This is a genomic window from Pseudomonas cedrina subsp. cedrina (genome assembly GCF_001983175.1).
GTDB classification, from domain to species: Bacteria; Pseudomonadota; Gammaproteobacteria; order Pseudomonadales; family Pseudomonadaceae; genus Aquipseudomonas; species Aquipseudomonas cedrina.
Genome location: NZ_MNPW01000005.1, coordinates 272,704 through 297,053 on the forward strand (window position 1 = coordinate 272,704; position 24,350 = coordinate 297,053).

Annotated in this window: 22 protein-coding genes; 14 read left to right on the forward strand and 8 right to left on the reverse strand. The window is 62.2% G+C overall.

Annotated elements, in window-relative coordinates; genetic code table 11:
* Positions 1–6 precede the first annotated feature (6 nt).
* The 14 genes from hutH to BLL36_RS12335 all read left to right on the forward strand — a co-directional run bounded on the left by hutH (position 7) and on the right by BLL36_RS12335 (position 17,282).
* Positions 7–1,539 (forward strand): histidine ammonia-lyase, encoded by a 1,533-nt coding sequence (hutH, locus tag BLL36_RS12270; protein WP_076951690.1) that lies wholly within the window; start codon positions 7–9, stop codon positions 1,537–1,539.
* Between the two features lie 148 nt (positions 1,540–1,687).
* Positions 1,688–3,097, forward strand: coding sequence for an amino acid permease (locus BLL36_RS12275; protein ID WP_076951691.1), 1,410 nt, complete (start codon positions 1,688–1,690; stop codon positions 3,095–3,097).
* Between the two features lie 15 nt (positions 3,098–3,112).
* A complete protein-coding gene (gene hutI, locus BLL36_RS12280) occupies positions 3,113–4,318 on the forward strand; it encodes an imidazolonepropionase (protein WP_076951693.1) in 1,206 nt (401 codons plus the stop codon).
* A 26-nt stretch (positions 4,319–4,344) separates the two neighbouring features.
* Positions 4,345–5,145 carry an N-formylglutamate deformylase gene (gene hutG / locus BLL36_RS12285; RefSeq protein ID WP_076951695.1) on the forward strand — a complete coding sequence of 267 codons (801 nt, stop codon included), beginning with the start codon at positions 4,345–4,347 and terminating at the stop codon, positions 5,143–5,145.
* Between the two features lie 213 nt (positions 5,146–5,358).
* Positions 5,359–6,294, forward strand: a complete 936-nt coding sequence (gene choX / locus BLL36_RS12290) for a choline ABC transporter substrate-binding protein (RefSeq protein WP_076951697.1) — start codon at positions 5,359–5,361, stop codon at positions 6,292–6,294.
* A gap of 154 nt (positions 6,295–6,448) precedes the next feature.
* The gene (locus BLL36_RS12295; protein WP_076951698.1) at positions 6,449–7,378 is read left to right on the forward strand and encodes an alpha/beta hydrolase; all 930 of its coding nucleotides are present in this window, start codon (positions 6,449–6,451) and stop codon (positions 7,376–7,378) included.
* Between the two features lie 103 nt (positions 7,379–7,481).
* Complete coding sequence (gene pip, locus BLL36_RS12300; RefSeq protein ID WP_076951699.1) at positions 7,482–8,453, forward strand: prolyl aminopeptidase; 972 nt, start codon at positions 7,482–7,484, stop codon at positions 8,451–8,453.
* The gene (gene dtd / locus BLL36_RS12305; RefSeq protein WP_076951701.1) at positions 8,450–8,887 is read left to right on the forward strand and encodes a D-aminoacyl-tRNA deacylase; all 438 of its coding nucleotides are present in this window, start codon (positions 8,450–8,452) and stop codon (positions 8,885–8,887) included. The genes pip and dtd overlap by 4 nt, the downstream gene beginning before the upstream one ends.
* A gap of 324 nt (positions 8,888–9,211) precedes the next feature.
* Positions 9,212–10,891: a glucan biosynthesis protein G gene (locus BLL36_RS12310; RefSeq protein ID WP_394329484.1), complete on the forward strand. Its 1,680-nt coding sequence runs from the start codon at positions 9,212–9,214 to the stop codon at positions 10,889–10,891.
* On the forward strand, positions 10,884–13,454 hold the full coding sequence (gene mdoH, locus BLL36_RS12315) for a glucans biosynthesis glucosyltransferase MdoH (protein ID WP_076951702.1): 2,571 nt from the start codon (positions 10,884–10,886) through the stop codon (positions 13,452–13,454). Before BLL36_RS12310 ends, mdoH begins: the two co-directional genes overlap by 8 nt.
* 185 nt (positions 13,455–13,639) lie before the next feature.
* Complete coding sequence (locus tag BLL36_RS12320; RefSeq protein WP_076951703.1) at positions 13,640–14,440, forward strand: transporter substrate-binding domain-containing protein; 801 nt, start codon at positions 13,640–13,642, stop codon at positions 14,438–14,440.
* A gap of 219 nt (positions 14,441–14,659) precedes the next feature.
* Complete coding sequence (locus tag BLL36_RS12325) at positions 14,660–15,457, forward strand: transporter substrate-binding domain-containing protein (protein ID WP_076951704.1); 798 nt, start codon at positions 14,660–14,662, stop codon at positions 15,455–15,457.
* A gap of 138 nt (positions 15,458–15,595) precedes the next feature.
* Positions 15,596–16,555, forward strand: a complete 960-nt coding sequence (locus BLL36_RS12330) for an amino acid ABC transporter permease (RefSeq protein ID WP_076951705.1) — start codon at positions 15,596–15,598, stop codon at positions 16,553–16,555.
* Entirely contained in the window at positions 16,548–17,282 is a 735-nt protein-coding gene (locus BLL36_RS12335) for an amino acid ABC transporter ATP-binding protein (protein ID WP_076951707.1), read from the forward strand. Before BLL36_RS12330 ends, BLL36_RS12335 begins: the two co-directional genes overlap by 8 nt.
* Here BLL36_RS12335 and BLL36_RS12340 read toward each other — a convergent pair.
* The 8 genes from BLL36_RS12340 to hisI form a co-directional block, all read right to left on the reverse strand.
* Positions 17,277–19,184, reverse strand: a complete 1,908-nt coding sequence (locus tag BLL36_RS12340; protein WP_076951709.1) for a methyl-accepting chemotaxis protein — start codon at positions 19,182–19,184, stop codon at positions 17,277–17,279. The genes BLL36_RS12335 and BLL36_RS12340 overlap by 6 nt on opposite strands.
* A 128-nt stretch (positions 19,185–19,312) precedes the next feature.
* The gene (locus BLL36_RS31970) at positions 19,313–21,229 is read right to left on the reverse strand and encodes a methyl-accepting chemotaxis protein (RefSeq protein WP_076951711.1); all 1,917 of its coding nucleotides are present in this window, start codon (positions 21,227–21,229) and stop codon (positions 19,313–19,315) included.
* Between the two features lie 182 nt (positions 21,230–21,411).
* On the reverse strand, positions 21,412–22,119 hold the full coding sequence (locus BLL36_RS12350) for a 16S rRNA (uracil(1498)-N(3))-methyltransferase (RefSeq protein WP_076951713.1): 708 nt from the start codon (positions 22,117–22,119) through the stop codon (positions 21,412–21,414).
* Entirely contained in the window at positions 22,116–22,907 is a 792-nt protein-coding gene (gene tatC / locus BLL36_RS12355; protein WP_049710428.1) for a twin-arginine translocase subunit TatC, read from the reverse strand. Before tatC ends, BLL36_RS12350 begins: the two co-directional genes overlap by 4 nt.
* Positions 22,904–23,308: a Sec-independent protein translocase protein TatB gene (gene tatB, locus BLL36_RS12360; RefSeq protein ID WP_076951714.1), complete on the reverse strand. Its 405-nt coding sequence runs from the start codon at positions 23,306–23,308 to the stop codon at positions 22,904–22,906. Before tatB ends, tatC begins: the two co-directional genes overlap by 4 nt.
* A gap of 10 nt (positions 23,309–23,318) precedes the next feature.
* Positions 23,319–23,597: a twin-arginine translocase TatA/TatE family subunit gene (locus BLL36_RS12365; RefSeq protein WP_017738835.1), complete on the reverse strand. Its 279-nt coding sequence runs from the start codon at positions 23,595–23,597 to the stop codon at positions 23,319–23,321.
* A 26-nt stretch (positions 23,598–23,623) separates the two neighbouring features.
* On the reverse strand, positions 23,624–23,956 hold the full coding sequence (locus BLL36_RS12370) for a phosphoribosyl-ATP diphosphatase (RefSeq protein WP_076951716.1): 333 nt from the start codon (positions 23,954–23,956) through the stop codon (positions 23,624–23,626).
* 1 nt (position 23,957) lies between these two features.
* Complete coding sequence (gene hisI / locus BLL36_RS12375) at positions 23,958–24,350, reverse strand: phosphoribosyl-AMP cyclohydrolase (RefSeq protein WP_076951718.1); 393 nt, start codon at positions 24,348–24,350, stop codon at positions 23,958–23,960.

A 24,350-nucleotide genomic window follows, 5' to 3' on the forward strand; every position in this document is an offset into this window, starting at 1 on the left:
ACGAATGTGACTGCGCTAAACCTGATTCCAGGCCAACTGAGCCTCGCCCAACTGCGTGCCATCTACCAGCAGCCGGTAACCCTCAGCCTGGACGACAGCGCCACGGCGCAGATCGACGCCAGTGTTGCCTGCGTAGAACAGATTCTCGCCGAGAACCGCACCGCCTACGGCATCAACACCGGTTTCGGCCTGCTGGCCTCGACCCGCATTGCCAGCGCCGACCTGGAAAACCTCCAGCGTTCGCTGGTGCTGTCCCATGCCGCCGGCGTCGGTGAGCCGATCAGCGACGCGCTGGTGCGCCTGGTCATGGTGCTCAAGGTCAACAGCCTGAGCCGTGGCTTCTCCGGGATTCGCCGCCAGGTGATCGACGCGCTGATCGCACTGATCAACGCCGAGGTCTACCCGCACATTCCGTTGAAAGGGTCGGTCGGTGCATCCGGCGACCTGGCGCCGTTGGCGCACATGTCCCTGGTGCTGCTGGGCGAAGGCAAGGCGCGCTACAAAGGTGAGTGGCTGGAGGCGCCCGAAGCGCTGAAAGTCGCCGGCCTCACGCCGCTGACCCTCGCCGCCAAGGAAGGCCTGGCGCTGCTCAACGGCACCCAGGTGTCGACTGCCTATGCCTTGCGTGGCCTGTTTGAAGGCGAAGATTTGTTCGCCGGCGCTTTGGTGTGCGGCGGCCTCACCGTCGAAGCCGTGCTGGGTTCGCGCTCGCCATTCGATGCGCGTATCCATGCCGCTCGCGGCCAGCGCGGGCAGATCGATTCCGCGGCGGCCTATCGCGAGCTGCTGGGCGAAAGCAGCCAGGTTTCCCAATCGCACCAGAACTGCGACAAGGTGCAGGACCCTTACTCCCTGCGCTGCCAGCCCCAAGTCATGGGCGCCTGCCTGACCCAGTTCCGCCAGGCCGCCGAGGTGCTGGTGGTGGAAGCCAACGCCGTGTCGGACAACCCGCTGGTCTTCGCGGCCGAAGGTGATGTGATCTCCGGCGGCAACTTCCACGCCGAACCGGTGGCCATGGCCGCCGATAACATGGCGTTGGCGATCGCTGAGATCGGTTCGCTGAGCGAGCGGCGTATCTCGCTGATGATGGACAAGCACATGTCACAACTGCCGCCGTTCCTGGTCGGCAATGGCGGGGTCAACTCCGGTTTCATGATCGCTCAGGTGACGGCCGCCGCGCTCGCCAGCGAGAACAAGGCGCTGGCCCACCCCCATAGTGTCGACAGCCTGCCGACGTCCGCCAACCAGGAAGACCACGTGTCCATGGCCCCGGCGGCCGGCAAGCGCTTGTGGGAAATGGCCGAGAACACCCGTGGCGTTCTGGCGGTTGAATGGCTGTCAGCCTGCCAGGGCCTGGACCTGCGCGACGGCCTGAAAACCTCGCCGGTGCTTGAACAGGCACGCGGCATCCTGCGCAACAAAGTGGCGTTCTACGACAAGGACCGTTTCTTCGCCCCGGACATCATCGCCGCCAGCGAACTGCTCGCCAGCCGCTGTCTGAATGAACTGGTGCCGGCCAAGTTGCTGCCAAGCCTGTAACCCCTGTGGGAGCTGGCTTGCCTGCGATAGCTATCTGTCAGTTGAAACATGTGTGACTGATACACCGCCATCGCAGGCAAGCCAGCTCCCACATTTGATCTTCTGCGGACTCAGTTTTTCTCGGGATAAAAATAACTAGGGAAGAGAAATGCACCAGCAAGAAAAGGGTTTGAAACGTGGCCTGAGCGCCCGACATATTCGCTTCATGGCCCTCGGTTCCGCCATCGGCACCGGGCTGTTCTACGGCTCCGCCTCCGCCATCCAGATGGCCGGTCCCGCCGTGCTGCTGGCCTACCTGATCGGCGGCGCGGCGGTGTTCATGGTGATGCGCGCCCTCGGCGAGATGGCCGTGCACAACCCGGTAGCGGGTTCCTTTGGCCAGTACGCCAGCACCTACCTGGGGCCCATGGCCGGTTTTATCCTCGGTTGGACCTATGCCTTTGAAATGATCATCGTCTGCCTGGCCGATGTCACCGCCTTTGGCATCTACATGGGCTTCTGGTTTCCCGAGGTCGCCCGCTGGGTCTGGGTGCTCGGCATCGTGTTTTTGATCGGCGGCCTGAACCTGTGCAACGTCAAAGTGTTTGGCGAGATGGAGTTCTGGCTGTCGCTGCTCAAGGTCGGCGCGATTGTGGCGATGATCCTCGGTGGCTTCGGCATCATGCTGTTCGGCATTCATTCGGCGGGGGAAACCCAAGCCAGCGGCCTCAGCAACCTGTGGGCCCACGGCGGCTTCATGCCCAACGGCATCGGCGGCCTGATCGCCTCGTTCGCGGTGGTGATGTTCGCGTTTGGCGGCATCGAAATCATCGGCATCACCGCCGGCGAAGCCAAGGACCCGCAGCGTGTGATCCCCAAGGCGATCAATGCGGTGCCGCTGCGTATCCTTTTGTTCTATGTGCTGACCCTGTTTGTGCTCATGGCCATTTATCCGTGGCCGCAGATCGGCAGCCAGGGCAGCCCGTTCGTGCAAATCTTCAGCAACCTGGGCATAGGCTCGGCGGCGACCATTCTCAATATCGTGGTGATCTCGGCGGCGGTCTCGGCCATCAACAGCGACATCTTCGGCGCTGGCCGCATGATGTACGGCCTGGCCCAGCAAGGGCAGGCACCCAAGGGCTTTGCACAGTTGTCCAGACACGGCGTGCCGTGGATGACCGTGCTGGTGATGGGCGCGGCGTTGCTGGGCGGCGTGGTGCTCAACTACCTGATCCCGGAAAACGTATTCCTGCTGATCGCCTCGATTGCCACCTTCGCCACCGTGTGGGTGTGGCTGATGATCCTGTTCACCCAGGTTGCCATGCGCCGCTCCATGACCAGGGAACAGGTGGCCGAGCTGAAATTCCCGGTACCGTTCTGGCCCTATGCGCCTGCGGCCGCCATCGTATTCATGCTGTTCGTATTTGGCGTGCTGGGTTACTTCCCGGATACCCAGGCCGCCTTGCTGGTCGGTGCCGTGTGGATCGTGCTGCTGGTCGTTGCTTACCTGTTGTGGGTCAAACCCGCTGCCGGGCAAGCGGCCAAGGTTCATTACGATTCGGCTTTGTCTCATCAATAATTTTGGGAGGTGTTGATGAACACCCTTTGGCAACACTGCCACGTCGCAACCATGGCCCACGGCAACTACTCGATTATCGAGGACGCCGCCATGGTGACCGCCGGTTCGCTCATCGAGTGGATCGGCCCCCGCAGCCAGCTACCCACGGCGGATTACGCCCAGGTGCATGACCTGCAAGGCGCGTGGGTCACGCCCGGGCTGATCGACTGCCACACGCACACGGTGTTTGGCGGTAACCGCAGCGGCGAATTCGAGCAGCGTCTGCAAGGCGTGAGCTACGCCGAAATCGCGGCCAAGGGCGGCGGTATCGCCAGCACCGTGCGTGCAACCCGTGCCGCGACTGAAGATGAGCTGTTCGTCAGTGCTGAAAAACGCTTGCGCAGTCTGTTGCGCGATGGCGTTACTACCGTGGAGATCAAGTCCGGCTACGGCCTGGACCTGGTCAATGAGCGCAAGATGCTGCGGGTAGCGCGGCGTCTCGGCGAAGCGCTGCCGGTCAGCGTGCGCGCCACGTGCCTGGCGGCCCACGCGTTGCCGCCGGAGTACAAGGATCGCGCCGACGACTACATCGAGCACATTTGCGCCGAGATGCTGCCCGCATTGGCAGCAGAAGGGCTGGTGGACGCGGTGGATGCCTTCTGCGAATACCTGGCTTTTTCCACCGAGCAGGTGGAGCGCGTGTTCAAGGTGGCCCGGCAACTGGGCCTGCCGGTGAAGCTGCACGCCGAGCAACTCTCATCGCTGCACGGCTCCAGCCTGGCCGCGCGCTACCACGCGTTGTCGGCGGATCACCTGGAATTCATGACCGAGGAAGACGCCATCGCCATGGCCGCCGCCGGCACCGTCGCGGTATTGCTGCCGGGCGCGTTCTACTTCCTGCGTGAAACTCAAGTGCCGCCGATGGAGGCCCTGCGCAAGCACGGGGTGAAGATCGCCATCGCCAGCGACCTCAACCCCGGCACCTCGCCGGCCTTGTCGGTGCGCCTGATGCTCAACATGGCCTGCACCCTGTTCCGCATGACCCCGGAAGAAGCCCTGGCCGGCGCCACGCAACATGCGGCTACCGCGCTGGGCATGGGCGACACCCATGGCTCCCTGGAAGCCGGCAAGGTCGCAGATTTCGTGGCCTGGCAGATTGATCGCCCCGCCGACCTGGCTTACTGGCTGGGTGGCGAGCTGGATAAACGCGTCGTGCGCCACGGCGTCGACGTCACTGTTTAAACTGCCTTGTGAATAAGGAGACTGTTGTGGATAAGGTCCTGAATTTCCAACAAGGCCGCGTGCCGCTGCTGATCAGCATGCCCCACGCCGGCCTGAGTCTCACGCCCGCGGTCGAGGCCGGGCTGATCGCCGAGGCGCAAAGCCTGCCGGACACCGACTGGCACATCCCCACGCTGTATGACTTTGCCCAAGGGCTGGGCGCCAGCACCCTGGCGGCGGAGTACTCGCGGTTCGTCATCGACCTGAACCGGCCGTCCGATAACAAGCCGCTCTACGCGGGGGCCACCACCGGCCTGTACCCGGAGACGCTGTTCGACGGCGTGCCGTTGTTTCGTGAGGGGCATACCCCGAGCGAGACCGAACGCGCCAGTTACCTGCAGAAGATCTGGGGCCCGTATCACCGCACGCTGCAGGAAGAACTCGCCCGCCTCAAGGCCGAGTTCGGTTATGCGCTGCTGTTCGATGCGCACTCGATCCGCTCGGTGATCCCGCACCTGTTCGACGGCAAGCTGCCGGACTTCAACCTCGGTACCTTTAATGGCGCGGCGTGTGATCCTGAACTGGCCAGTCAATTGGAAAACATCTGCGCCGCGCATCCGCAGTACACCCATGTATTGAACGGGCGCTTCAAGGGCGGCCATATCACTCGGCACTATGGTGATCCTGCGCAGGATATCCACGCGGTGCAGCTGGAGTTGTGCCAGAGCACTTACATGGAAGAGGTTGAGCCATTTCGCTATCGCCCGGATCTGGCCGAGCCGACGCAGGTGGTGTTGAAGCAGTTGCTGGAAGGGTTGCTGGCCTGGGGCCGGAAGCACTACCGGTAGTCTTTGGTGCTGCTGCAATAGCTTTCGCGAGCAAGCCCGCTCCCACATTGACCGCGTTCAACCATGAGAATGCGGTCAAATGTGGGAGCGGGCTTGCTCGCGAAGACGGCCTCACAGTCGCCGCAGTGCAACTGCCGGTCGCCACAGGTCGTGTTGCCCAAGGCCTCACTGGGTAAGGTTGTGAACTGAAAACCGCCGAGTGAGCCGCCACCCATGAGAAAACTGTTGTTGACCCTCACCGGCGCCGCACTGTTCAGTGCGCAAGCCATGGCCGCCGAACCGGCCTCTTGCAAGAACATCCGCATGGGCGTGGTCAGCTGGACTGACGTAGTCGCCACTTCCGGCATGGCCGACGTGCTGCTCAATGGCCTGGGTTACAACAGCAAACAGACCAGCGCCGTGCAGCAAATCATCTTTGCCGGCATCCGCGACAAGCGCCTGGATATCTTCCTCGGCTACTGGAAACCGGCGATGGACAACAACATCGCGCCGTTCCTGGCGGCCAGGCAGGTCAAGGTATTAGCCGCCCCGAGCCTCGCCGACGCCCAGGCCACCCTGGCCGTTCCGCAGTACGTGGCCGATGCGGGCTTGAGGACCTTTGCCGACATTGCCCGTTTCAGGGACAAATTGGGCGGCAAGCTCTATGGCATCGAGCCTGGCAGCGGCGCCAACACCGATATCCAGAACATGATCGACACCAACCGCTTCGGCCTTGGCGGCTTCAAGTTGGTAGCCTCGGGCGAAGCAGGGATGCTGGCCGCTGTGCAGCGAGCGGTGAACCGCAAGGAGTTCGTGGTGTTCGTTGGCTGGACCCCGCACCCGATGAACATCAACATGAAAATGGCCTATCTCACCGGCAGTGAAGGCGTGTTCGGCCCTGACGAAGGCCGGGCCACCGTCTCCACCGTCACCGCGCCGGACTTTGCCGAGCGCTGCCCCAATGCCAACCGCTTGCTGGAAAACCTCACCTTCACCGCTGCCCAGGAAAGCCAGTTGATGGTACCGATCATGGAGCGTGAATCGCCCCAGGACGTGGCCAGGCAATGGTTGCGCGATCATCCCGGGGATTTGCAGCGTTGGCTCAAAGGCGTAACGGCGTTCAACGGCGAGGACGGCATGGCAGCCGTGCAGGCCAGCCTCGAACTCTGAGCCGAACGTTCCAGCCAGAACAACACTGGATACCTGTGGGAGTCGGGCTTGCCCGCGATGGCGGTGGGCCAATCACCGGACATGTCGGCTGAAAGGCCGCTATCGCAGGCAAGCCAGCTCCCACATTGAATCCCGGCGCTCAGGAGATTCGTGCATGTACCCGATTTCTGCGCAACTTGCCGCCTTCGTCGCCCAAACCGAGTCTTTCATCGGTGATGATTCCTCCCTGGCCGGCCTGCGCCAGAACTACAACCGCATGTGCCAGGCCTTCACCCCGCCCATGCCTGGGGGCGTGCGCGTGTCGGACTTTTCACTTGCCGGCGTGGATGTGCGTAGTTATCTCCCCGAGGGCCCCGCCCCGACGGCGGGCTGGCCATGCCTTCTCTATATACACGGCGGCGGCTGGGTCGTTGGCGGCCTGGAATCCCACGACTTCATCTGCTTCGAGCTGGCCGCTGCGTTGCACATACTGGTCATCGCCGTCGATTACCGGCTGGCTCCCGAACACCCGTTTCCGGCCGCCTATCAGGATTGTCGCGCCGTATGGCAGGCCATCCACGCCGGGCATGGGCCACATGCCATCAACCTGCAGCGCCTGTTGGTGGCGGGCGACAGCGCGGGCGGCAATCTGGCGGCGGCGTTGTGCCTGGGCTTGCGCGACGACGGGCAACCGCAGCCTCGGGCCCAGGTTTTGATTTACCCCGCGTTGGGCGGCCCCTGCGACTTGCCGTCGCGGCGTGACTGCAGGGACGCGCCATTGCTCAGCAGCGCTGACAGCGACGCTTACCTGGCGCTGTACCTGTCGGGTAGCGGCGAGCCGTCGCCCTACGCCATGCCACTGCTGGCCGAAAATTTCAGCGGCTTGCCCAAGGCCTTCATCGCCGTGGCCCAGTTCGACCCGCTGCGCGACGACGGCATGCTCTACGCTGAACGCCTGCAAGCATCTGGCGTGGCCACCGTGTTGCACCCCGGCAAGGGCCTGGTCCACGGCTGCCTGCGGGCGAGGCACCAGGTGCCCGAGGTGGACCGGCTCTATGATGACCTGTTGAATTACCTGAGGAACGAAGGGCTGACACAGGTCTAAGCGCTCAAGAACATGCTCATTGCACAATTCGGGTTTATAGTGCCAAACGGCAAAATAAAAGACGTCCCCCCAGGGATGAACCCGACCCCCTACGGAGCGCGCAATGCAGACTTGGTACCCGCAGATCAAACCCTACGCCCGGCATGATCTGGCAGTCGATGACACCCACACGCTGTACGTCGATGAAAGTGGCTCCCCCGAAGGCTTGCCCGTCGTATTCATCCATGGTGGTCCTGGCTCCGGTTGTGATGCCCAGAGCCGCTGCTATTTCGACCCGAACCTGTACCACATCGTCACGTTCGACCAGCGTGGCTGCGGACGCTCCACCCCCCGCGCCAGCCTGGAAAACAACACCACCTGGGACCTGGTCGCCGACCTTGAGCGCATCCGCGAGCACCTGGGCATCGAGAAATGGGTGCTGTTCGGCGGTTCCTGGGGCTCGACCCTGGCCCTGGCCTATGCGCAAACCCACCCGGAGCGCGTGCACGGCCTGATCGTGCGCGGTATTTTCCTGGCGCGCCCGCAGGATATCGAATGGTTCTACCAGTGCGGCGCGAGCCGCCTGTTCCCGGATTACTGGCAGGACTACATCGCGCCGATCCCTGTCGAGGAGCGCCACGACATGATCGCGGCCTACCACAAGCGCCTCACCGGAAACGACCAGATCGCCCAGATGCACGCGGCCAAGGCCTGGTCGGGCTGGGAAGGGCGCATGCTCGGCCTGTGCCCGAGCCCGCAGCACGTGGAGCGGTTTTCCGAGCCGCAGCGCGCCCTGTCCATCGCGCGGATCGAGTGCCACTACTTCACCAACAACTCTTTCCTGGAGCCCAACCAGCTGATTCGCGACATGCACAAGATCGCCCATCTGCCTGGCGTCATCATTCATGGGCGCTACGATATGATCTGCCCGCTGGACAACGCCTGGGAGTTGCACCAGGCCTGGCCCAACAGCGAGCTGCAGGTGATTCGCGAAGCCGGCCATGCGGCGTCCGAACCCGGCATCACCGATGCCCTGGTGCGTGCGACCAGCGAAATGGCGCGGCGCTTGCTCGACCTGCCGCCAGAAGAAGCATGAAGGGCCTGTTGCAACGGGTGCGAGGCGCCCGGGTCGAGGTGGCGGGCGAAATCGTCGGGGCGATCGACCAGGGATTGCTGGTGCTGGTGGCCGTCGAGCCTTCAGATACGCCCGAGAGCGCCGACAAACTGTTGCACAAGCTGCTGAATTACCGGGTTTTCAGCGACGACGAAGGCAAGATGAACCTGTCGTTGAAGGACATTGACGGCGGTTTGTTGCTGGTCTCGCAGTTCACGCTGGCGGCGGACACCAAAAGCGGGCTGCGGCCGAGCTTCTCCACAGCGGCCCCGCCGGCCCTGGGAGCGGCGCTTTTTGATCACTTGCTGTTACAAGCGCAACAATTGCATGGCAAGGTGGCGTCGGGGCGTTTTGGCGCCGATATGCAGGTGCATTTGGTCAATGACGGGCCTGTCACCTTCCTCCTACAGACGTGAATGTATTGAAAACGACTTTAAATGCCTAAAAACGCAGGGTTTCGCTACAAATACTTCGTTATCCCTGATGCGTTGTTTCGCGGGCTACTAGATAATCGCGCGCTACGGTGATCAGCGTTGTTTGGTCCATTTTTGACTTAGGTAGAGACTTGTCCGACGACCGATGGGGAATCATTTTGCCCCGCAAGAGTCGGAACAATGCTCGCCAACCTGGCATATAGATAGCTGGCCGTTGGTTTTTTGATCTGTTTTCGGCGAGGGTTGCTCGTGATTGTTAGTCCCTGTAATGCACCAAAATTGTCTGCCAAACGGTTACGAAACGCACTGGTGACGGGCTCTGCCCTGTTTTGCCTGTTCGGCGCGGGTCAACTGTGGGCATTCAGTCTGGATGATGTGTCGGCCAAGGCGAAAGAGCTGGCCGGGCAGAAATACGAAGCTCCGCGCAGCAATCTGCCGAACGAATTCCGCGAAATGAAATTCGCGGACTACCAGAAGATTCGTTTCCGCAACGAAAAAGCCGAGTGGGCCGATCAGAACACGCCGTTCAAGCTGTCCTTCTATCACCAGGGTATGCATTTCGATACGCCGGTGAAAATCAACGAAGTGACCGCCGACAGCGTCCAGGAAATCAAATACGACCCGTCGCGTTTCGATTTCGGCGACGTGAAGTTTGATCCAAAAGCCACCGAACAGCTGGGTTATGCCGGTTTCCGTGTGCTGTACCCGATCAACAAGGGCGACAAGCAAGACGAAATCATGACCATGCTCGGCGCCAGCTATTTCCGCGTCGTCGGCAAAGACCAGGTCTATGGCCTGTCCGCCCGTGGCATGGCGATCGATACCGCGCTGCCGTCCGGTGAAGAATTCCCGCGGTTCACCGAGTTCTGGATCGAACGTCCAAAGCCGGGTGACAAGCACCTGGTGATCTTCGCCCTGTTGGACTCGCCGCGCGCTACCGGTGCTTATCGCCTGATCCTGCGCCCGGGCACCGACACGGTCGTCGACGTAAAATCCCAGATGTTCCTGCGCGACAAGGTCAGCAAGCTGGGCGTTGCCCCGCTGACCAGCATGTTCTTGTTCGGCGCCAACCAGCCGTCCAAGGTCCTCAACTACCGTCGCGAACTGCACGACTCCAGCGGCTTGTCGATCCATGCCGGTAACGGTGAGTGGATCTGGCGCCCACTGAACAACCCTAAACATCTGTCGGTCAGCAATTTCAGCGTCGAAAACCCGCGCGGTTTCGGCCTGCTGCAACGTGGCCGCAACTTCAGCCACTACGAAGACCTGGACGACAACTACGACAAGCGCCCAAGCGCCTGGATCGAGCCTGAAGGCGATTGGGGCAAGGGTTCCGTCGATCTCGTCGAAATTCCGACCGCCGATGAAACCAACGACAACATCGTTGCCTTCTGGAGCCCGGAAAAACTGCCGGAAGTCGGCCAGCCACTGGACGTAGCCTACCGCCTGCACTGGACCCTGGATGACGCCGCGTTCCATTCGCCGGACAGTGCCTGGGTCAAGCAGACCCTGCGCTCCACCGGTGACGTCAAGCAGTCCAACCTGATCCGTCAGCCGGATGGCAGCGTCGCGTACCTGGTGGACTTCGAGGGCCCGTCCCTGAAAAAACTGCTGCCGGACGCTCCGGTGCGCAGCCAGGTGAGTGTCGGTGACAATGCTGAACTCGTTGAAAACAGCGTGCGTTACAACGAACACACCAAAGGCTGGCGCCTGACCCTGCGCATGAAGATCAAGGACGCAGGCAAGCCGACCGAGATGCGTGCCGCGCTGGTGCAGGATATTCCTCAGTCCGAGCCTGAAAGCGCCTCGACCCATGTGCTCAAGGCTGACAAAGTCCTGGCCAAACAGCACGAGAAACAGGCCAAGAAAGACGCCAAGGACAAGGAAGCCAAGCAGCCAGAAGCTGTCCCAGCCACGCCGGAGCCGATCAAGACCGAACAAGTCCTGACCGAGACCTGGAGCTATCAGTTGCCTGCCGATGAGTAACTCTCAAGTAACGCCCGAGACTCTGTCCGAGTATCTGGCGCATCTTCCGATGACCGCTGAGCAGCGCGCCGAACTGGCGGGCTGCTCATCCTTCAGCGAATTGCACGAGCGCTTGTCGTCGAAGGCATTCGACGCACCTGCCGATGCCGCCCAGGCCTCGGTGGGCCGGCGCTTGACCCTCAACACCGCCGAAGAGCTGCAAGACGCCGAAATGCTGGCGCTCGACGCCAGTGGCCGTGTGTGCCTCAAGGCCACGCCGCCGATTCGGCGTACCCGCGTGGTACCGGAGCCGTGGCGCACCAATATCCTGGTGCGCGGCTGGCGCCGTATTACCGGGCGCAGCAACCCGCCGAAACCGCCGAAGGATGAACGGGTATTGCCGGCTGCGCGCTGGCGCACCGTCGGTTCGATCCGCCGTTACATACTGCTGGTGCTGATGCTTGGCCAGACCATCGTGGCCGGCTGGTACATGAAAGGCATCATGCCGTACCAGGGCTGGTCGCTGGTCGACTTCGACGAGATCCGCAACCAGACCCTGCTGCAAACCGCGACCCAGGTACTGCCCTACGCCCTGCAAACCAGCATCCTGATCATGTTCGGGATCTTGTTCTGCTGGGTGTCGGCGGGTTTCTGGACCGCGTTGATGGGCTTCCTGGAGTTGCTCACCGGTCACGATAAATACCGGATTTCCGGTAAAAGTGCCGGCGACGAGCCGATTCCGAAAGACGCCCGCACCGCGCTGGTGATGCCGATCTGCAACGAAGACGTGCCCCGGGTATTCGCCGGTCTGCGCGCCACGTTCGAATCGGTGGCCGCCACCGGTGACCTGGATCGCTTCGACTTCTTCGTGCTCAGCGACAGTAATGACGCCGATATCTGCATCGCCGAACAGCAAGCCTGGCTCGACGTGTGCCGTGAAGCCGGTGGTTTCGGCAAGATCTTCTATCGCCGTCGTCGCCGTCGCGTAAAGCGCAAGAGCGGCAACCTCGACGACTTCTGCCGTCGCTGGGGCGGCGACTACAAATACATGGTCGTGCTCGACGCCGACAGCGTCATGAGCGGCGAGTGCCTGACCAGCCTGGTGCGCCTGATGGAAGCCACGCCGGACGCCGGGATTATCCAGACCGCGCCACGTGCGTCGGGCATGGACACCCTGTATGCGCGCATGCAGCAGTTCGCCACGCGCGTGTATGGCCCGCTGTTCACCGCCGGCCTGCACTTCTGGCAGTTGGGTGAATCCCACTACTGGGGTCACAACGCGATCATCCGCATGAAGCCGTTTATCGAGCATTGCGCTCTGGCGCCATTGCCGGGTAAAGGCGCGTTTGCCGGCTCCATCCTGTCCCACGACTTCGTTGAAGCAGCGCTGATGCGCCGTGCCGGCTGGGGCGTATGGATTGCCTACGACTTGCCGGGCAGCTACGAAGAGTTGCCGCCGAACCTGCTGGACGAACTCAAGCGTGACCGTCGCTGGTGCCACGGCAACCTGATGAACTTCCGCCTGTTCCTGGTCAAGGGCATGCACCCGGTGCACCGCGCGGTGTTCCTGACCGGCGTGATGTCCTACCTGTCGGCGCCGTTGTGGTTCCTGTTCCTTGTACTATCCACGGCCTTGCTGGCGGTGAACACGCTGATGGAACCGCAGTACTTCATGGCCCCGCGCCAGTTGTACCCGCTGTGGCCGCAATGGCATCCGGACAAGGCGGTGGCGCTGTTCTCCACCACCATCGTGCTGCTGTTCCTGCCCAAACTGCTGAGCATCATCCTGATCTGGGCCAAGGGCGCGAAAGAGTTCGGCGGCAAGTTCAAGGTGACGATGTCGATGCTGCTGGAGATGCTGTTCTCCATGCTGCTGGCGCCGGTGCGGATGATTTTCCACACCCGCTTCGTGCTCGCGGCGTTCCTTGGCTGGGCCGCCACCTGGAACTCGCCCAAGCGTGACGACGACTCGACCACCTGGGGCGAAGCGTTCAAGCGTCACGGCACCCAGACCCTGCTTGGCTTCCTGTGGGCGCTGCTGGTGGTGTGGTTGAACCCGAGCTTCCTGTGGTGGCTGGTGCCAATCGTCGGTTCGCTGATGCTGTCGATCCCGGTATCGGTGATTTCCAGCCGCGTGAACCTGGGCCTGAAGTCGCGCGACGCGAGCCTGTTCCTCATCCCTGAGGAATACAACCCGCCGCAGGCGTTGCTGTCCACCGACAAGTACACCCACGAAAACCGTTGGCACGCGCTGCACGACGGCTTTGTGCGCTCGGTGGTCGACCCGCAGCAGAACGCCCTGGCCTGTGCCCTGGCGACTTCGCGTCACGGTAAAGCCGAGCCGATCGAGTACCTGCGTGCCGAGCGCGTGCGCCATGCGTTGAAAGTCGGCCCTGCCGGCCTTAACAATGCCGAGCGCGTAGCCTTGCTCAGCGATCCGGTCGCCCTGGCCCGTCTGCATGAGCAGGTCTGGAGCGAAGGTCACCCCGAGTGGCTTGCCGCCTGGCGCGACTCGATCAAGGCTGACCCGCACGCGCCGTTGCTGCCGCTGCAACCGCAATTGGCCCTGGCCCAACCAGCCTGATTCAGACACCCCCGAGGGCTCACCTCGGGGGTGTTTGACGCCGCGTTCCTACAGCGTCCCCTGCGCTTTCCGCGCCGCCCTAACCCCTTGTTATTTCGAAACAAAAGACCCTCGCCCGAGGTGTATTGCCGTGCCTGCCGCTGAGTTAGCATCGCCCCGAATTTGACTTGGCCACGGGGATATTCATGAGCAAGGGCTTTTGTTCGGCGCTGCTGATAAGCGCTGTCGCATTGATTCACATGGGCCTCGCGCAGGCGGGCGCGATTGACGACGCCGTTCGGCGTGGCGTGCTGAAAGTCGGCACCACGCCCACCTACGTTCCTTTCGAAATGACGGATAAACAGGGGCACATCGTCGGCTTTGAAATTGACCTGCTCAAGGTCATGAGCCAAGCGCTCGGGGTGGAGCTGGAGTTGGTCGCGGTGCCTTACACCGAGTTGGTGGCGGGGTTGCTGGCGAAAAAATTCGACCTGATCGGCAGCGGCATGACCGTCACCCAAGAGCGCAACCTCAAGCTGAACTTCAGCGATTCGTTCATCGTGGTCGGCCAGTCGGTGCTGTTGCACCCGCGCCTTGCGGGCAAGGTCAGCAGTGTCGAAGACCTGGACGACGCCACCTACCGGATCGCAACCACCGAAGGCACCACCGGTGAGTCAGCCGCGCGACGGTTCCTGGGCGCGGCCCGGCTCAGCACCTTTGCAACGCCGGAGGAGGGCGTGCGCCAAGTGGTGCTGGGCCAGGCCGATGCCTTCATTCATGACGCGCCCTATAACCTGATCGCCTTGAGCCGCCCGGAAAACGGCGCGCTGCTGGCGCTCGAGCAACCCTTCACCTTTGAGCCGCTGGCCTTCGGCTTGAAGAAAGGCGATTTCGACAGCCTCAACTGGATCAACCATTTTCTCAATCAGGTCGCCCAGGACGGGACCTACGATCACCTTCACGACAAGTGGTTCAGGGACACCGCCTGGATGAAAGAAATCGATTGAAAGTCATAACTGCTTACACATCAATCCGTTGCGGCCGCCCTTGGCGCGCGCGTCTACGCCTGCGTTCTGCCGCACCTTTGTGGGGCTTTCCGACATACGCTGATAACAAATAGCCGTGAAACCTTTGTGGCACGAGACGAGTGGGTTAGGATCGCACCCCGAAATGGTGCAGCCCTTTTTGCGCGCCGACCTTACAAGAATCGTTCAGGGGACTTGATGATGAAAAAGTATCTTTCGATGCTGCTGCTTGGCGTCACCGCGCTGGTCGCAGCCAACGCGGCCCAGGCCGGTGCGATCGATGATGCGGTCAAGCGCGGCACGCTCAAGGTCGGCATGGATCCGACTTACATGCCGTTCGAAATGACCGACAAACGCGGTGAAATCATCGGCTTTGAAGTGGACATCCTCAAGGCCATGGCCAAGTCTATGGGCGTCAAGCTGGAGCTGGTGTCCACCGGCTACGACGGCATCATCCCGGCCTTCCTGACGGGCAAGTTCGACATGATCGGCAGCGGCATGACCCTGACCCAGGAACGCAACCTGCGCCTGAACTTCAGCGAACCCTTCATCGTGGTCGGCCAGACCCTGCTGATTCGCAAGGAGCTGGAAGGCACCATCAAGTCCTATAAAGACCTGAACGACGAGAAATACCGCCTCACCTCCAAGCTCGGCACCACCGGTGAGATGGTCGCCAAGAAGCTGATCTCCAAAGCCAAGTACCATGGCTACGACAACGAGCAGGAAGGCGTGCTGGACGTGGTCAACGGCAAGGCCGATGCCTTTGTGTATGACGCGCCGTACAACGTGGTGGCCGAGAAGAAAGTCGGCAACGGCAAGCTGGTGTTCCTGGAAGAACCCTTCACCTTCGAACCCTTGGCGTTCGGCCTGAAGAAAGGCGACTACGACAGCGTCAACTTCATCAACAACTTCCTGCACCAGATCAAGAACGACGGCACCTACGATCGTATCCATGACAAGTGGTTCAAGAGCTCCGAGTGGCTCAAGGACATGGAATAAAGGCTGACACCCTGATCGTTCCTACGCTCCGCGTGGGAATGCAGCCCGTGACGCTCCGCGTCACAAAGCGGACGCAGAGCGTCCAGTGATGCATTCCCACGCAGAGCGTGGGAACGATCTCAGATCCCGGAACTTGAAATGAAACAGAAAAAAGCCCAATGGCCCTGGCACCTGCTGACCGTGGTCGTGCTGGTCGGCCTGGCGGGCGCCTTGTACTACGCCACGTCGATGATGTCCTACGAATGGCGCTGGAACCGCGTCCCGCAGTATTTCGCCTATCAGGCTGAAGAAGCCCAGCGGGCGGCGGATATCTCGACCGTGATCGAGCTGGTGCGCAAAGGTGACGTGGCCGAAGTCACCCTGCGCAACGACGCGGGCGCCGAGCAAAAGGTGACGGTCGCCGACAACAGCCTGCAAGTGGCGCGCGGCGATGACGTGGCCGAAGGCGATGTGATCGGCGTCAACCGGCACTGGGCGCTGGGCCCGCTGATGTGGGGCTTGTGGACCACGCTGTGGCTGTCGGTGGTGTCCGGCATCCTTGGCCTGGCGATCGGCTTGGCGACCGGCCTGTGCCGTTTGTCGAGCAACCCGACCCTGCGCGATCTGTCGACGATCTACGTCGAACTGGTGCGGGGCACGCCGCTATTGGTGCAGATCTTCATTTTCTATTTCTTCATCGGCACGGTGCTCAACCTGTCCCGGGAGTTCGCCGGGATCGCCGCGCTGTCGCTGTTCACCGGCGCGTATGTGGCGGAGATCGTGCGCGCTGGGGTGCAATCCATCACCCGTGGCCAGGACGAGGCCGCCCGTTCCCTGGGCTTGAGCGCCAGCCAATCGATGCGCCATGTGGTGCTGCCGCAGGCGTTCAAGCGCGTGCTGCCGCCGCTGGCCGGGCAATTCATCAGCCTGGTGAAAGACACCTCGCTGGTCTCGGTGATTGCGATCACCGAACTGCTCAAAAGCGGACGCGAAGTGATCACCACCTCGTTTTCGCCGTTTGAGATCCTGTTCTGTGTGGCAGGCCTGTACCTGCTGATCAACCTGCCGCTGTCGAAAATGGCCAGCCGGCTTGAGCGGAGGCTCGCGCAAAGTGATTGAAGTCCGCGATCTGGTAAAAGTCTTCGATACCCGTGGCCATGTGGTCCGCGCGGTCGACCACGTCAGCACCAGGGTGGCGAAGGGCGAAGTGCTGGTAGTGATCGGCCCGTCCGGCTCCGGCAAATCTACGTTCCTGCGTTGCCTCAATGGGCTGGAGGAATTCGACTCAGGGTCGGTGAGCATCGACGGTCTGCAACTGGCTGACCCTAAGACCGACGTCAACGCTTATCGCCGTGAAGTCGGCATGGTGTTCCAGCATTTCAACCTGTTCCCCCACATGACCGTGCTGGAAAACCTGTGCCTGGCGCAAAAGGTCGTGCGCAAGCGCGGCAAGCAAGAGCGCGAAGCCAAGGCCCTGGCGCTGCTGGAGAAGGTCGGCATTGCGCAGAAGGCCAACGAATTTCCTTCACGCCTGTCCGGCGGCCAGCAGCAGCGTGTCGCGATTGCCCGCGCATTGGCGATGGAGCCCAAGGTGATGCTGTTTGACGAGCCCACCTCGGCGCTGGACCCGGAAATGGTCGGCGAAGTGCTGGATGTGATGAAGACCCTGGCCCTGGAAGGCATGACCATGGTCTGCGTCACCCACGAGATGGGCTTTGCCCGTGAGGTGGCCGACCGCGTGCTGTTCTTCGACCATGGCAAATTGCTGGAAGATGCGGCGCCGGCCGCGTTCTTCGCGGCACCGAAAGACCCGCGGGCCCAGGCCTTCCTGCGTCAGGTCCTATAGCCTGAACTTGCCGACCAGGGCCTGCAGATCCAGGCTCAACTTCGTCAACTGAACGCTGGCGGCCGCGGTTTCCTCACTGGCGGTCGCGGTCATTTGCGACACATCCCGCACCTTCATGACGCTGCGATTGATTTCCTCGGCCACGGCACATTGCTGCTCGGCGGCCGCGGCAATCTGCGGGTTCATTTCCTGGATGATCGAGACCCTGAGGATAATCGCCGCCAATGCATCGCCCACGTCGCGGCTCAGGTCGACGCTGTAGTCGGTCAAGGCGCGGCTGCCGTCCATGATATCTGCCACCTGCTGGGTGCCGGTGTGCAGCCCGCTGATCAGTCCCTCGATTTCTTCCGCCGATTCCTGAGTGCGCTGGGCAAGGCTGCGTACTTCATCGGCGACCACGGCAAACCCTTCGCCTGCGGCCCCTGCACGCGCAGCTTCAATGGCGGCGTTCAGCGCCAGCAGGTTGGTCTGTTGGGACACCGACTTGATCACGTCCAGCACGCCGCCGATTTTTTGGCTCTCGTGTTGCAAGGCAATCATTGCCTGGCTGGCGCGCGCCATTTCGTGGGCCAGATGGCCAATTTGCTCTACGGCTTGCCCCACGACCTGGTCGCCGGCGGTGGCCTGTTGATCGGCCTCATCTGCCGCCTTTGAGGCTTCTTCGGCATGTCGCGCGACCTCCTGGGCGGTGGCGAGCATTTCGTTCATCGCGGTCGCTACCTGGTCGGTTTCATCCTTCTGGTTGCTGATGCCCGCGCGGGTCTGCTCTGTGACGCTCGACAGCTGTGTGGCGGCGCTGGCGATCTGCCGGGCGCTGTCACCGATGCCGCTGATCAGCCTGCGCAGGTTGCGGGTCATGTCGCCGATGGTTTGCTGCAATTGGCCTAGCTCGTCTTTGCGCTCAACCTGTATGTCGTGGCTGAGATCGCCCTGCGCGATACGGTTGGCCCAGGCCAGCACTTGGCGCAGCGGCATCGCGATCTGCCGGGCGATCCACCAGGCCGCCAGGGTGCCGAGCAACAGGGCTGCGGCTGTGACGCTGATCAGCAGGGTCCGGGTCTGGTGGGCTTCCCTGTCGCGCTTGAGGGTCTGGCCCTGGCTCACGGTTTCGCTGTGTTCAAGCAGTTGGTTGAGTTGCTGCTCAAACCGGTTCTGCGCGGTTTCGGTGTTGAGCTGAGCTTCCTTGAGCGTTACCAACTGTGCGCGATAGTTCGCCAAGTCGGTTTTTAGTAAGGTTGAGTCGGCGGGCAGGCTGGTCACGGCGGCCTGGGCGACGTCCAGGGCGTCGAGGGCATTGCCGACCGCTTCGGCATAGGCTTGCAACGACTCGGCGCCCCAGGCAGGGCTTTGGGCCTTATCCTCGGCTTGCTCCATGGCTTGGCGCAGGTTTTCGATGGCATCCAGTGCCTGCTGGTCTTGTTGGTCAGGCAATTCGCTGGCCAGCTGTGCAAGGGTGTCACTGGCCTGCAGTGCGGTTGCATGAAGTGGCGGGCGAATGCTGTCGCGCTGTTCGATCAACGGCGGCAACTCGACGAGCACCGCTTTGAAACCCTCGACAAGGCGTTCCGCCGCTTGAATGCGCTGCAGGTCGCCCGGGTCTTTCAGGTGGGTGGCCAGATAGCCCAGATGCTGGTCGATGGTTTCGATCTGCCGGGTCATCTTGCCCAGGCTGGCGGCGTCGGTGAGGGTGCGGTAAACGATGCGGTCGGCGCGCATAGCCTCCGCGACCGCCGTCAATTGGCCCAGGGCCGACAGGTTGCTTGAGCGAAAAATTACCTGGTTCAAGGCCTGCCAGCCGGTCACGGCAATGACCAGACTGAGGATCAGCACCTGACCGAAGCCCAAGGCGAGTTTGAGGCGGACGCTGGCGTTGGCCAGCAAGCGGGTCAGCCGAGGAAACATGGGGAACCTCCAGATCTGAAAAAGCGTGTCGACTAACGCTAAATCGATTCGGAGTGATGGCGGGCTGATAACTACGTAGGAAATTTCACAAGTTGCGGCGGCCTCGAGTGGCCGCCGCGTAGGAGGAGTCAGATACGGAAGCGCCCGACCAAGGTCTGCAGGTAGATGCCCAGGCGCGCCAGCTCAGCGCTGGAGGCGGCGGTTTCTTCACTGGCCGCCGAGGTTTGCTCCGACACATCGCGCACGTTCAGCACGCTGCGGTTGATCTCTTCGGCCACCGCGCTTTGCTGTTCGGCGGCGGTGGCGATCTGCGAGTTCATCGCCTGGATGGTCGAGACCGTGCGGGTGATGTTCGCCAGTGCGCTGCCGGCACGGCGGGTCAGCTCGACGCTGCTGTCGGTCAGGCCACGGCTGTTGTCCATGATGGTTGCGACCTGCTGGGTGCCATTTTGCAGGCCGACGATCAGCTCTGCGATCTCCTCGGTGGACTTCTGCGTACGCTGGGCCAGGCTGCGCACTTCATCGGCCACCACGGCGAAGCCACGCCCGGCTTCACCGGCACGCGCGGCTTCAATGGCGGCGTTGAGGGCCAGCAGGTTGGTTTGCTGGGCCACCGACTTGATCACGTCGAGCACGCTGCCGATCTTGTCGCTTTCGCGCTTGAGGTCGCCCATGGCAACCGTGGAGTTGCCCACTTCGGTGGCCAGGCGTTCGATCTGGGCGATGGCTTCGCCGACCACCTTGTCGCCCTCCCGAGCCTGCTGGTCGGCAGCAACGGCGGCTTCGGAGGCTTCCTCGGCATTGCGCGCCACTTCCTGCACGGTGGCGGCCATTTCGTTCATGGCGGTGGCGACCTGGTCGGTCTCGATCTTCTGGTTGTTGACCCCGGCGCTGGTCTGCTCGGTGACGGCGGATAATTGCTCGGCGGCGCTGGCGATCTGAGTGACGCCTTCGCTGATGCCGCCGATCAGCTCACGCAGGCCGACCGTCATGTTTTGCATGGCGCGTTGCAACTGGCCCAGTTCGTCCTGGCGCTCGGAGATCAGGTTGTGGCTCAGGTCGCCCGAGGCGACCCGCTCGGCCACGTTGAGCGTCTGCGCCAGCGGCACGATGATCTGCCGGGTGATGACCCAGGCGGCAACCAGGCCGAAAATCAGCGCCAGTACCGCAGCCAGGAGCAACAGTTGCTTGGCGTTTGCAGCGTCCGCGTCACGCACCACGGTTTGCGAAAGGGTCAACTTGTTACTGCGGTCCAGCAGTAGGTCGCCTTGGGTGCCCATGATTTTCAACGCTGCGGCGCTGGCCACCTGAGAGTCGCGGTATTGGCTGACCGCCGCGCGATAGGCTTGCAGCGACACGCTGGCCTGTTGCAGGTTGGTCGAATATTGTTCAGGGAGTTGACCGTTGAGGCCGGTGATTTTCTTCAGGGCGTTATCGATGGCGTCCAGCGCGGGTTGTTCGGCCTCGACCTTGCCGCTGTAGGTATAGCCGCGTACCTGGAACCGGGCTTGCTGGATCAGTTTGCTCAGGTCGACGACGCTGTTGAACTGGCTGACACTGTCGCCCTGCAGCAAAGCCTTTTCGACTTCGCCGACTTTTTGCACCGCGTTGTCGGCGGTATCGCCCAATTTGCTGCGAGCGTTTTCTCGATTGGCCCCGGCCTGGACCATGGCGTCAAACGCGCGCTTGTACTGGTCGACTGCGGCCAGTTGGTCGTCGATCAAGGCAATATCGGCGGGCTGCTCAATCAGTGTACGGGCTGTCTTCAGGCCGCTGTCCAGCTTGCCCAAGTAGTCATTGACCGCCGCTGGGCCCTGTTCGCCACGACGCATTTCGAAGTCCAGGCGCGCAATGCGCAAGTCCTTGCTCAGGTCGTTGAGGCTGGCGATATAGCCCAGCTTGTCGCCGCGACTGATCACGCCGGAGAGTCCGGTCCAGCCGGTGAAGGTGATCATCAGCGTGAGCAGCAACACCAGGCCAAAGCCTACGCCCAGCTTGGTTTTGACGCTGACATTCCCCAGCTTTTCGGCTAACCAACGATACATGCTGCAAACTCCCTTGGAACAAGGTTTGGACTTATTGAAGGGCTATCGGCACGAGCGCAGGATTCTATAGCGACACAAATCCAATGTGGGAGCTGGCTTGCCTGCGATAGCGGTGGTGAATTCACCACCGCTATCGCAGGCAAGCCAGCTCCCACAGGTGATGGGGCGTTTTTCAGATTGGGTTAGAACAGCCGGGCGAGTAGGGCGGTGACGGCGGTTTCGACCCGCAGGATGCGCGCGCCGAGTTGTACCGGTTGCAGGCCGGCCTTGGTCAGCAGGTCCACTTCGTAGGGAATCCAGCCGCCTTCCGGGCCAATCGCCAGGGTGACCGGCTCGTCCAGCCCGCGTGGGCAGGCCGGGTAATCGCCCGGATGACCGATGAGCCCCAAGGTGCCTTCGGCCAGCGCCGGCAGGCGGTCTTCGACGAACGGCTTGAAGCGCTTTTCGATGACGATCTCGGGCAGCACCGTATCCCGCGCCTGTTCCAGGCCCAGGATCAATTGCTCGCGAATCGCCGCGGGTTCCAGGAACGGGGTTTGCCAGAAGCTCTTTTCGACGCGATAGCTGTTCACCAGCACCACCTTGGGCACGCCCATGGCGGCCACCGTCTGCAACACCCGGCGCAGCATTTTCGGACGCGGCAGGGCCAGCAGCAGGGTCAGTGGCAGTTTGGCCGGCGCTGGCTGGTCGAAGCCTACTTGCAGTTCGGCTTCGCCGGCCTCCAGGCGCAGCAGTTGGGCATTGCCCATCAGCCCGCCGATACGACCGACGCGCAGGCTGTCGCCTACGGCAGCGCGGTGTACTTCCTGCATATGCACCAGGCGCCGATCACGCAGCACCACGCGGTCGGCCGCGATAAAGTCGGCCTCCTCAAGCAGCAGCAGGTTCACGGCTGGGTCGCTGGCGGCTGGTCGTCGTCGGCGGGTTGGTCATCCGGGTGCTCGCCACGCTTGCTGATCAGGCCGCTGAACAGAATGCCGATCTCGAACAGCATCCACATCGGCACCGCCAGCAGGGTCTGGGAGAAAATGTCCGGCGGCGTAAGGATCATGCCGACCACGAAGCAGCCGATGATCACGTACGGGCGGATCTTCTTCAGGTACGCCACGTTGACCACGCCGATCCACACCAGCAGCACCACGGCCACCGGGATTTCGAAGGCCACGCCAAAGGCGAAGAACAGCGTCATCACGAAGTCGAGGTAGCTGGTGATGTCGGTCATCATCTCCACGCCGGCCGGGGTGGCGGCGGCGAAGAACTTGAAGATCAGCGGGAACACCAGGAAGTAGGCGAACGCCATGCCGGTGTAGAACAGCAGAATGCTCGACACCAGCAACGGCACCGCGATGCGCTTTTCGTGCTTGTACAGGCCCGGCGCGATAAAGCCCCAGATCTGGTGCAGGATCACCGGGATCGCCAGGAACAGCGAGACCATCATGGTCAGCTTCAACGGCGTGAGGAACGGCGATGACACATCGGTGGCAATCATCGTCGCACCCGCCGGCAGGTACTGGCGCAGCGGCGTCGAGACGAAGGTGTAGATCTGCTGGGTAAAGGCGAACAACCCGGCAAAGATGATGAAGATCGCCGCTACGCAACGCAGCAGGCGGGTACGCAACTCGGTGAGGTGCGAGACCAGCGGCATATGCTGGTCGTTTTCCGGTTTATCAGCGCTCATGGGGCTCGCGGCGGCAATGTAGGGTCATGGGGCGCGGGCGACGCAACGGGCGTCGGCGCAGGCTCGGTCGGTGCGGGTGCGGCGGGCTTCGTGTCGGCGGGCGCAGGGGCGATGCTCTGCTCGGCCATGGGCTCAACGGGTTTGGCCGGCTCCTGCACCGGTGAAAGAATCTTCCGCGCTTCCTGCTCCAACGACAAAATGTGCTCGTTGTGCAGCTGCCGGCGAATCTCGTCGGCGCCGATTTCGCGTTCAACTTCCTGTTTGATCGCGTTGAAACTGCGTTTCAGGCGCCCTATCCACAGGCCGGCCGTGCGCGCGGCACCGGGCAGGCGTTCCGGCCCCAATACCAGCAAGGCTACGAGGCCGACGAGTAGCAGTTCAGAGAAGCTGATACCAAACATTAGTCAGTGCTCACGAGTCTTTGCGGGTCGGCTCTTCGACTTTCTCAGCCTGCACGTCGAAGGTGCGACGCTCGGTGATCGGCTGGGCGGCCTGCGGGTGCACCGGCTGTGCGGGCGGCACTGGATTGGCGGCCGGGTCAGCCGGTTTTTCGTCGTCATTCATGGCTTTGCGAAAGCCCTTGATCGACTCGCCGACATCGGTGCCCAGGTTCTTGAGTTTCTTGGTGCCAAACACCAATACCACCACTACCAGAATGACGATCCAGTGTTTCCAGTCAAAAATGCCCATGCTGCAAATCCTCTAGTCTTAGTTATTCAAGCGGGCGGGCGCGAAGCCTTCTCGGCATGCCCGGACAAGCCGAAGCGACGGTCCAGTTCATCGAGCACGGCCTGCGGATGCTGCCCCAGTTGGGCGAGCATGACCAGGCTGTGGAACCACAGGTCGGCGGTTTCGTAGATCACATCGCTGCAGTCGCCGCTGATTTGCGCGTCCTTGGCGGCGATGATGGTCTCGACGGACTCTTCGCCGAGTTTTTCCAGAATCTTGTTCAAGCCCTTGTGGTACAGGCTGGCGACGTAGGAGCTGTCGGCGTCCGCGCCTTTGCGGTCTTCCAGCACCTGGGCCACGCGGTTCAGGGTATCGCTCATGTCAGTGTCCTGCCGAATAGATGGCGTGCGGGTCTTTGAGCACCGGCTCCACGATCTTCCACTCGCCGTTCTCGAACACGCGATAGAAGCAGCTGTGACGGCCGGTGTGGCAAGCGATGCCGCCGATCTGTTCGACCATCAGGATCACCACGTCGGCGTCGCAGTCCAGGCGCATCTCGTGCAGGGTCTGCACATGCCCGGACTCTTCGCCCTTGCGCCACAGTTTGCCACGCGAACGTGACCAGTAAATGGCGCGCTGCTCAGTGGCGGTGAGGCTCAGGGCCTCGCGGTTCATCCAGGCCATCATCAGTACGCGCCCGGTCTTGTAGTCCTGGGCAATGGCCGGCACCAGGCCGTCACTGTCCCACTTGATCTCGTCCAGCCAGTCTTTCAT

Excerpts from the sequence above, each read along its gene's own strand:
- choX (WP_076951697.1), top strand. The coding sequence starts at position 5,359 with ATGAGAAAACTGTTGTTGACCCTCACCGGCGCCGCACTGTTCAGTGCG.
- tatC (WP_049710428.1), bottom strand. The coding sequence starts at position 22,907 with ATGAGCGCTGATAAACCGGAAAACGACCAGCATATGCCGCTGGTCTCG.
- mdoH (WP_076951702.1), top strand. The coding sequence starts at position 10,884 with ATGAGTAACTCTCAAGTAACGCCCGAGACTCTGTCCGAGTATCTGGCG.
- BLL36_RS12330 (WP_076951705.1), top strand. The coding sequence starts at position 15,596 with ATGAAACAGAAAAAAGCCCAATGGCCCTGGCACCTGCTGACCGTGGTC.
- BLL36_RS12325 (WP_076951704.1), top strand. The coding sequence starts at position 14,660 with ATGAAAAAGTATCTTTCGATGCTGCTGCTTGGCGTCACCGCGCTGGTC.
- dtd (WP_076951701.1), top strand. The coding sequence starts at position 8,450 with ATGAAGGGCCTGTTGCAACGGGTGCGAGGCGCCCGGGTCGAGGTGGCG.
- BLL36_RS31970 (WP_076951711.1), bottom strand. The coding sequence starts at position 21,229 with ATGTATCGTTGGTTAGCCGAAAAGCTGGGGAATGTCAGCGTCAAAACC.
- hutI (WP_076951693.1), top strand. The coding sequence starts at position 3,113 with ATGAACACCCTTTGGCAACACTGCCACGTCGCAACCATGGCCCACGGC.
- pip (WP_076951699.1), top strand. The coding sequence starts at position 7,482 with ATGCAGACTTGGTACCCGCAGATCAAACCCTACGCCCGGCATGATCTG.
- hisI (WP_076951718.1), bottom strand. The coding sequence starts at position 24,350 with ATGAAAGACTGGCTGGACGAGATCAAGTGGGACAGTGACGGCCTGGTG.
- BLL36_RS12340 (WP_076951709.1), bottom strand. The coding sequence starts at position 19,184 with ATGTTTCCTCGGCTGACCCGCTTGCTGGCCAACGCCAGCGTCCGCCTC.
- BLL36_RS12365 (WP_017738835.1), bottom strand. The coding sequence starts at position 23,597 with ATGGGCATTTTTGACTGGAAACACTGGATCGTCATTCTGGTAGTGGTG.
- BLL36_RS12320 (WP_076951703.1), top strand. The coding sequence starts at position 13,640 with ATGAGCAAGGGCTTTTGTTCGGCGCTGCTGATAAGCGCTGTCGCATTG.
- BLL36_RS12370 (WP_076951716.1), bottom strand. The coding sequence starts at position 23,956 with ATGAGCGATACCCTGAACCGCGTGGCCCAGGTGCTGGAAGACCGCAAA.
- tatB (WP_076951714.1), bottom strand. The coding sequence starts at position 23,308 with ATGTTTGGTATCAGCTTCTCTGAACTGCTACTCGTCGGCCTCGTAGCC.
- BLL36_RS12275 (WP_076951691.1), top strand. The coding sequence starts at position 1,688 with ATGCACCAGCAAGAAAAGGGTTTGAAACGTGGCCTGAGCGCCCGACAT.
- BLL36_RS12295 (WP_076951698.1), top strand. The coding sequence starts at position 6,449 with ATGTACCCGATTTCTGCGCAACTTGCCGCCTTCGTCGCCCAAACCGAG.